Origin of the sequence: Rhizobium sp. NPDC092011 (assembly GCF_044756305.1) — a bacterium.
Taxonomy (GTDB): Bacteria; Pseudomonadota; Alphaproteobacteria; order Rhizobiales; family Rhizobiaceae; genus Rhizobium.
The window spans coordinates 1-5973 of the sequence record NZ_JBIVSO010000038.1 but is presented as its reverse complement, the minus strand read 5'-3'; the positions used below and the strand labels follow the sequence as shown (position 1 = coordinate 5973).

Genomic DNA, 5973 nt, shown 5'->3' with positions numbered 1-5973 from the left:
TTAGGTCTTAGTCAAGCGTCCTGTTTGGAGAAGGCGCCGTCATTCTGGCGGCTCCTCGTCTGCCATGATGGCGTCAAATGCGCTGTCGAGCGATGCCTGTTCAGCGAGGAGCTTTGCGAGTTCAGCCTCGCTTGCCGCGCGCTCGGCAGGCGTAAGGATGCAGGCGGCAAGCTCGACGCGCAGCTGCTGGATTTCGTCGTAGATGGTAAGCATGTGTCTCTCCTCTGTTTGAAGACGAGAGACGTGCACGATGACGGAGCAGTTCGGGTCGAGGATCGCCGCAGGCGACCGGCGGAGCCGGCGAGTGGGGGAGCCAAAATGCGCAGCATTTTGGGGGTACCGCTCGTGCTCGAGGCGGGCTGATCCGGCATGGTAGGATGGGATATCTGAAGTAACGGACTTTGGGTTCCACGGACTCGGACCCCAAAAAACAACCACTTGCTCATCCGATCATGGACGGTTGGATGCTTCAACGCGATCAGTCATGTCGAGCTAAGCCGCCGCACCCTGCTGATCTCCTGAACCAGCTTGGCGTTCTGCTTTTCCAGTCGAGCAACGGCCTTCTCGGAATCCAGCACACGCTTCAGCAGGCTGGCATTCTCGGTCGCGAGCAGCCGCCTTTGCTCCTGGAGCTCATGCATCGAAGCTCGAAGTGCCGACATGTCAGATTTGGGAGGCGGCCGCTGAGTTTTGGGGCGCGGTGGATTTGCGGATGCCAATTCTTCGAGGAAACTGCTGTGCTCGGCATAGATCGTGTTTCGGCTGACCTGAGCTTCGCGCGCCAATGCAGCCACTGTTACCCGGGTAGCATACCCTTCCAACGAAGCCTGTGCCACAAGCCGATCCATCGCCTGCCGAATGCGGCGCTCGGTATTTCGATGACGCGTCTCATGAGATTTCAGTCTCGCGGGCTGCTTTGTACTATTCGTCATCGCTTCCGCGACCTTGCTGAAGTTCGGCCAAAATACGGTCGCATTCATCGATCCTCATCGCTGCCAGGGCACGGCTGTCGTCGTCGAGCATCGGATGCGCCAGAAGCCGTGCGTTTTGCCTCCGGCGTTCCTCCCACACCGGCCGATGCTTTTCCGTGACGGCAAAATTGCTGCAGGTGGAACAGATGCTCTGCGTTCTGATGACCGGGTTCGGGCCTCGATCATCACCCAGGCACGATGCGCTTTCACGGCGGTAGACGCAGTAGCCCCAATCGCAACGACCGAGCCGCATGTCGGTTTCTCTCAGGATGAAGTCCACATAGTCCGCAACATCTCCGTCTCTTGTACGTCCACGGAAGCGACTGTGCGAAGAGATCGCTCGTCCGGCACGGCCGGCCGCCGTTACCGAGGTCAGCAAATCCTCAAGCGCCGTCCTTGTGTCGTTCGAGGTCTCTGCGTCGATCAGATCGGTCAGATCGAAGTCCGTCCCGACATAGCCTTTGTCGGTCATTGCTCTGGTCACGTGGCCAAAGTGCGCGGCAAGGGCATCGAGGCCGGTACGGTCACGTCGACCAACAAATCGCGCAAAGGTCTTTCGTCCCTGATGGGTCGTCAGATGCCACGGCCGTTCGTTATAAAGAGGCAGATCTATAAAGGATGCAAACGGTCCGTTGAGACGGTCAGCCAGCACAGATGATCGCGGGATGGTCATCCCGCTGCGTCCAGCCATCGCCGACAACCATAATTCCTCCCGCCCCATCCGCTGGCGGATAGGAGCAGATAGGCGTTCCAAAACAGTCACGGCCCGCACGACAGGGTCCGGCGCCACCCATCGATGCGGCGCTCCGCCCGTGCCAACGGCTGTTTTGTAGATCCGGCCGCTCAGATAAGCGAAGGATTCAGCGCCATCGGCAGCAACATGCCGCTCGATGCATCCAGCCCGCAGGCCCAAGATTTCGGAGGCTCGCGCACCAACAAGATAGGCGATGACGACAAAGCAGGCGTCGTAAATTCGAGTGACCAGGAATTGCACCAACTTCATGGTCAGCACGGGCTCCGTCCTCCACGGATTCGCTTCCGCGGGAACCGTCGCGAAGCGGAAGCTATCAAGGCGAGCGCGCATGTGACCGTGTCGCGCCTTATATCCAAATCCGCTCGAAAGGGCTTGCCTGTGGGCGTCCTCGGCTCGTTCCCGCAGCGCGATTATGTCGTCGGCTGGCGCGCCGATCAGACGCAGGGCTGCCGAGATAAGAGGAACGGCAACAGCATCCGGCGTATAGGGCATAGGCTTGGACAGTTGCCCGGGTCTCAATGCTCGGGAGCCTGTTATCGGGTCCACCAAAGGTTCAGCCGGCGCGTCAGAAAGCCAATCTCGCTGCAAATAGAGAAGGTCCAGAATCCGGATATAACCGACCGGGGTCACGGTCTCCGATAAGAGACGACCGCCACGGCCCGGACGTTGGTAAATGATGCCAAGGAAGCGCTGAGCTGCATCGCGGTCGAGGTCGCCAAAGCACCGGTAACCTTCGGCGACCATCCACCGGATCAGAATGCGCAGGATCTGGAACCGCCTGACAAGCGTCGTTCCCCTTGCACGGCGCCGACCAGGCGGCGGCGTTACGCGTAACGACCAGAGAAAGCGCCGCGCAGCCTCGCGCCAGGCGTCCCATCTTTCATCGGTAAACCGGCTTCCATCCTCAAACGCTATGCCCCAGTCGATGAGGAGATCGGCAGGTGTCGTTCCCGGCACATCCACATCCAGTTGCCAGATGCGATCCATCCACACCGATATCGTCGAGATACGGATTTCAGGATCCGAGATGCTGCTTTGCTCCAATTTAGCAGGTTTAGCCGCCATCGGGATCACTCCGGGTCAGGCAAGGGCGGAAGCGTTGCGATCATGCGCTCGGCCTCCTCGTGCATTTCAACGGGAAAGTCCGGCAGGATTTCTGCTTTGAGAATGCGGTAGCTCGGAGCGTAGATCGATCGCCAACGCTCTGCATCTAGCTGATCGCGGGCGATTTCTAACTTGCGCATCACCTGCAGGATCCGCGCCAGATGTCGGCTGTCTATCGGGATCACGAGTCCCGGACAGCTGAGACAGCCCATAAAACTGGGGCACAGGCGGCCCTGGGCGGAGCCCGGAGCCCTGCCGGCCATCGGATTAATGCAGATATGGCTGAACGCCTCGGCCATACCCTCATCATCGCTTTCGATCTGGCCGTCGATATTTCGCTCGACACCCTGGACACCTGGGCGCATCACGATCCAGCCGATCATCCGATGTTGGAGGCTCGCGATTGTTTTCTCATACATGCGTTGTGTTTCGGGGCCGCGAACATAGAGGTCGGTCGTGCTGGCTTGCGCATGATTGAGAAGCACTTGGGCCACACGGATATCACCGTCGGCTGCCTTATAGTGCTCGGTGGCGACGCTGCCACGGAACAGAACAGGAGCAAAGGACCGCATCGGTGAACGAAGCTGCTCAGGATGAGCTTCATTCCAGGCGCTAATGCTTCGATTTGAACGAGCAATAAACCTGCCGATACCGGCATCCAGCGTTTGACTACCAATCACGCCCACGCCCTTCGGGCGGTTACCTCTGATCAAAAAGAGGCGTTCACACTCCGCAGGTCGCGCATGCGGAACGAGTGGTGCGCTCATCGCCAACAGTTTCTCGACAAGATTTGGCACAGAATATCGTCGGCGCTTATCGAAAGTCCGACGCTGCGCACGTCGTAGGGTATTCCCCGCCCGGGGCTTGGCCCAATCGACGATGATCCGATCCGGGTCGAGCGGATGCGAGGCCAGGCAATCGCGTCCTATGTTTCGAAGGGAATCCGGATTGGCCGCCGTTTGAATGGCGATAGCCAAAAAGAATGGGACCAGGGTATCGACCGTCAGATGCAGGTGTTGCGCCAGCATCCGCGTGCCACCGGCGCGCCTCATCCGCCGATGTGACTGCCGCCCCGGGGCACGATCGTACCATGGCATTATTCCGCCACCCGCACGACCCGTTGCGACCAACAGCGTCTCCAGATCCCGGCGATCGTCCGCTACGCCATCATGGTCTGTTTCCAGGATTGCGCGCCCCTCCTCGAAGCGAGCCCAGGCGATGTCGATTTCGGCATAGCAGGCTCGCAGGATTGTCTTCAGCTCATGCGCTGGAAGTCGGCGCGGGACTGGTGTCCGGTGGCGACCCGGGAAAGGATTGGCCGGGAACTGCAATTGTTCTGGCATGAGATCGGCGCGATTTCGCATCGCCCACTCGAGCATGATCTTTATAGGCACGTAGCGGCCATGCCGTGTCGATATTCCCCAAGGTTGCCCCGTCGGCGATCTCTGTCGATCAAGCCACGCGACATAGCGACCTACGGCCTCTGTCGTCAGTGCCGCAATCTCAGTGATTTCGCCGTCTTCAGCAGCGAAACGGGCAAATGTACGAAGCGATTTCCAGTACCCTTTCCGGGTCGCCGTGGCGGCACTGGCGAATGATGCGCGGAAGGAGTCGGCAAAGACCATCGTAAGGTCGACCGCGAGGCCAAGCCGACTGAAGTCGAATATCTGTGCGACGCTGCCCCACTCATCGCGGAAAGTAATCGCAACACCGCTTGAGATCGGCTCGTCGCAAGCCGGGGCAGCCGCAAAGCGCCGATCTATACGTGGCCGGTTAGACCGCATCGGGAATGACCTCACCGTAAAGATACTCGATGCTCTCGGCGATTTCGCGATGATGCAGATCCACGCAACGCAGGTAGATGGATGTTGTCTGGATCGAGCTGTGACCGAGGAGAATCTGCAGCACTTTGAGCGGATTGATCTCCGGCTTTTTAGCGGCGATCCGTTGGAGGCGGGCGAGCATCGTCGTCGCAAAGGTATGGCGAAGCCAGTGCAAGCTGCCATCGACCTTAGCGGCTTCAAACCCCGCCGCAAAGACTGTGCTGAGGTGCGCTCGCGTCACACCACCACCACGCCTGTTCAAGAACAGGAACTCACTCGGTTCATAGGCTGAAGAGATGTGTCGACGCTTCCGAACCAGAGCGGCTCTTTCTTCACCGGCATACCAGTTTGTACGATCGACAAGACGGATCGGTGGATAGATTGTCCGAGGTCGGCCGCCCTTCGTGATCGCCAAAGGTACACCTATCAGCGGATGATCCGTCGCATCCAGCCTCTTGCTGTCGGGCAATTGCGCGACCGTCAAGGCGCACAGCTCCATCCGCCGCATGCCGGTACAGACTGCCCATTCCGCCATCAGCCTATAGGGCATGGAAAGATGCCCGAACAGTCGCGCGAGCTGATCGGCTCGAAGCGCGCGCGGTAGCTTTTCGAATTCGGCAACAGTCAAGATGTTCGCAGCAACAACCGCTGATCGGGCATCTGCATGAGTTAGCAGAGCCTGCTTGCGCCCGGAGGTAATCCGTACATCGATCATGCGGAATGGCAGGTGCTCGACCCAACCGCGTTGATGCGCCCAATTATAGAACCGGCAGATAGAGCGAATGCGATCATTGATCGTGGACCGCGCATAGGGCCGGCCGGTATAGGGACTGGGCTGTTCCAGCATACGATTTCGGTAGGCCGCAATCATTTCCTCATCGGCCAGCCTCCAATCCAGATCGGACTGTTCCAGACTGTCGAACCAATCGTATAAGTGTTCCGCGTAGGTGCGCACCGTGTCTGGAGAATGCGAGCGGCCTGGAATGGTGGCCAACTCCAGAAGGTAGGCGAAGGCTGCCTCGATAATTTCCATGCGGCCGGACATCAGGATGGGAAACCCGGCAGGAATGCCGGGCTGCCCCTTCGTCGCAGGAATAACCATCACCATGAGCTTTATCCCTATGTGCGGCTCGCCGACCGTGCCCGCGTTGACCACAGGTACCTCCCGCGCATCGCTGCGTCGGACTCGTGTGGTCACTCCGCGATGCGCGGGGCCCTCCTGTGGACACCGTGCAAGCTCACCGATAATGGCCTCACAAATGCACGATGATTGCAGCGGCAACGAGACAATCAGGACACTTCTTGGAAATGCATTCTAACC

5 protein-coding genes are annotated in these 5973 nt (G+C 59.2%); all 5 read right to left on the bottom strand.

The annotated features are described in order from the left end of the window. Positions 1-39 precede the first annotated feature (39 nt). Positions 40-213: a hypothetical protein gene (locus ACIQJ2_RS38050; RefSeq protein ID WP_292582362.1), complete on the bottom strand. Its 174-nt coding sequence runs from the start codon at positions 211-213 to the stop codon at positions 40-42. Between the two features lie 269 nt (positions 214-482). Beyond that, positions 483-932 carry a hypothetical protein gene (locus tag ACIQJ2_RS38045; RefSeq protein WP_400678190.1) on the bottom strand — a complete coding sequence of 150 codons (450 nt, stop codon included), beginning with the start codon at positions 930-932 and terminating at the stop codon, positions 483-485. Further along, positions 922-2790 carry an integrase gene (locus ACIQJ2_RS38040; RefSeq protein ID WP_291395004.1) on the bottom strand — a complete coding sequence of 623 codons (1869 nt, stop codon included), beginning with the start codon at positions 2788-2790 and terminating at the stop codon, positions 922-924. The genes ACIQJ2_RS38045 and ACIQJ2_RS38040 overlap by 11 nt, the downstream gene beginning before the upstream one ends. Positions 2791-2795: 5 nt before the next feature. Beyond that, positions 2796-4454, bottom strand: coding sequence for a hypothetical protein (locus ACIQJ2_RS38035; RefSeq protein WP_291395006.1), 1659 nt, complete (start codon positions 4452-4454; stop codon positions 2796-2798). A gap of 148 nt (positions 4455-4602) precedes the next feature. Further along, a complete protein-coding gene (locus ACIQJ2_RS38030) occupies positions 4603-5760 on the bottom strand; it encodes a tyrosine-type recombinase/integrase (RefSeq protein ID WP_400678192.1) in 1158 nt (385 codons plus the stop codon). Between the last annotated feature and the right edge of the window lie 213 nt (positions 5761-5973).

Bases quoted from the DNA above. Each gene is read 5' to 3' on its own strand.
- ACIQJ2_RS38050 (WP_292582362.1), bottom strand. From the start codon at position 213: ATGCTTACCATCTACGACGAAATCCAGCAGCTGCGCGTCGAGCTTGCC.
- ACIQJ2_RS38045 (WP_400678190.1), bottom strand. From the start codon at position 932: ATGACGAATAGTACAAAGCAGCCCGCGAGACTGAAATCTCATGAGACG.
- ACIQJ2_RS38040 (WP_291395004.1), bottom strand. From the start codon at position 2,790: ATGGCGGCTAAACCTGCTAAATTGGAGCAAAGCAGCATCTCGGATCCT.
- ACIQJ2_RS38035 (WP_291395006.1), bottom strand. From the start codon at position 4,454: ATGGTCTTTGCCGACTCCTTCCGCGCATCATTCGCCAGTGCCGCCACG.
- ACIQJ2_RS38030 (WP_400678192.1), bottom strand. From the start codon at position 5,760: ATGGTGATGGTTATTCCTGCGACGAAGGGGCAGCCCGGCATTCCTGCC.